Origin of the sequence: Motilimonas pumila (genome assembly GCF_003596335.1) — a bacterium.
GTDB classification, from domain to species: domain Bacteria; phylum Pseudomonadota; class Gammaproteobacteria; order Enterobacterales; family CBDFNC01; genus Motilimonas; species Motilimonas pumila.
Genome location: NZ_QZCH01000156.1, coordinates 1 through 585, shown reverse-complemented (window position 1 = coordinate 585; position 585 = coordinate 1). Strand labels below are relative to the sequence as shown.

The following is a 585-nucleotide window of genomic DNA, read 5'->3' as shown; positions in this document are numbered from 1 at the left end:
GGAAAGCACTCTGCGATGTTTTATTGTGTTGGCTTGAAAGTCAAAATGCCACTTCGCTTGTACCGCAACGAGTCCATTCCACCACATCAAAATTTCTGCTAACAACGCGATGAGTAACAGTATGTCTAAGCGCTGAGTGCTGCGACTTCGGTTATGTCGAAGTGCAATGCCATAAGCTGTGCTTTTTAAGTCACGAAATGATTCTTCTATCTGCATGCGTTTGGCATACAAGTTGGTGATCTGCACTTCATTTAAAATAGAGCGAGGCACATTGGTAGCGAGTAACCACGGCTCTTTCGCACTGCGTTGATAAAGGTGGGTTGCAGAATGTTTTAGGCTCGTTCTTCTGTGGCGCTTAGCTTTCCGCCCTTTCTCTGACCCTTTATAGACATACGCTTCACAAGGTATCGGAGACTTTTTTGCTAACAGGCATTGGCCGAGATATTGGGGTTTATGGCTCGCATTTGGATAAAAAGTTTTGTTTGAAACCCAGGGACGATGAGGTTGTTTTAATGATACTTCGCCTCGTACTCTGCCGATCCAAAACCAACCTTTTTCTTGAACTTGCCTAAACCAAGTATTCCT

At 44.3% G+C, this 585-nt stretch carries 1 protein-coding gene; it reads right to left on the bottom strand.

Annotated features, from left to right (window positions below; all coding sequences use genetic code 11):
• Positions 1 to 585: IS4 family transposase (locus D1Z90_RS21005; RefSeq protein WP_119912681.1), on the bottom strand; the 585-nt coding region annotated here is incomplete at both ends.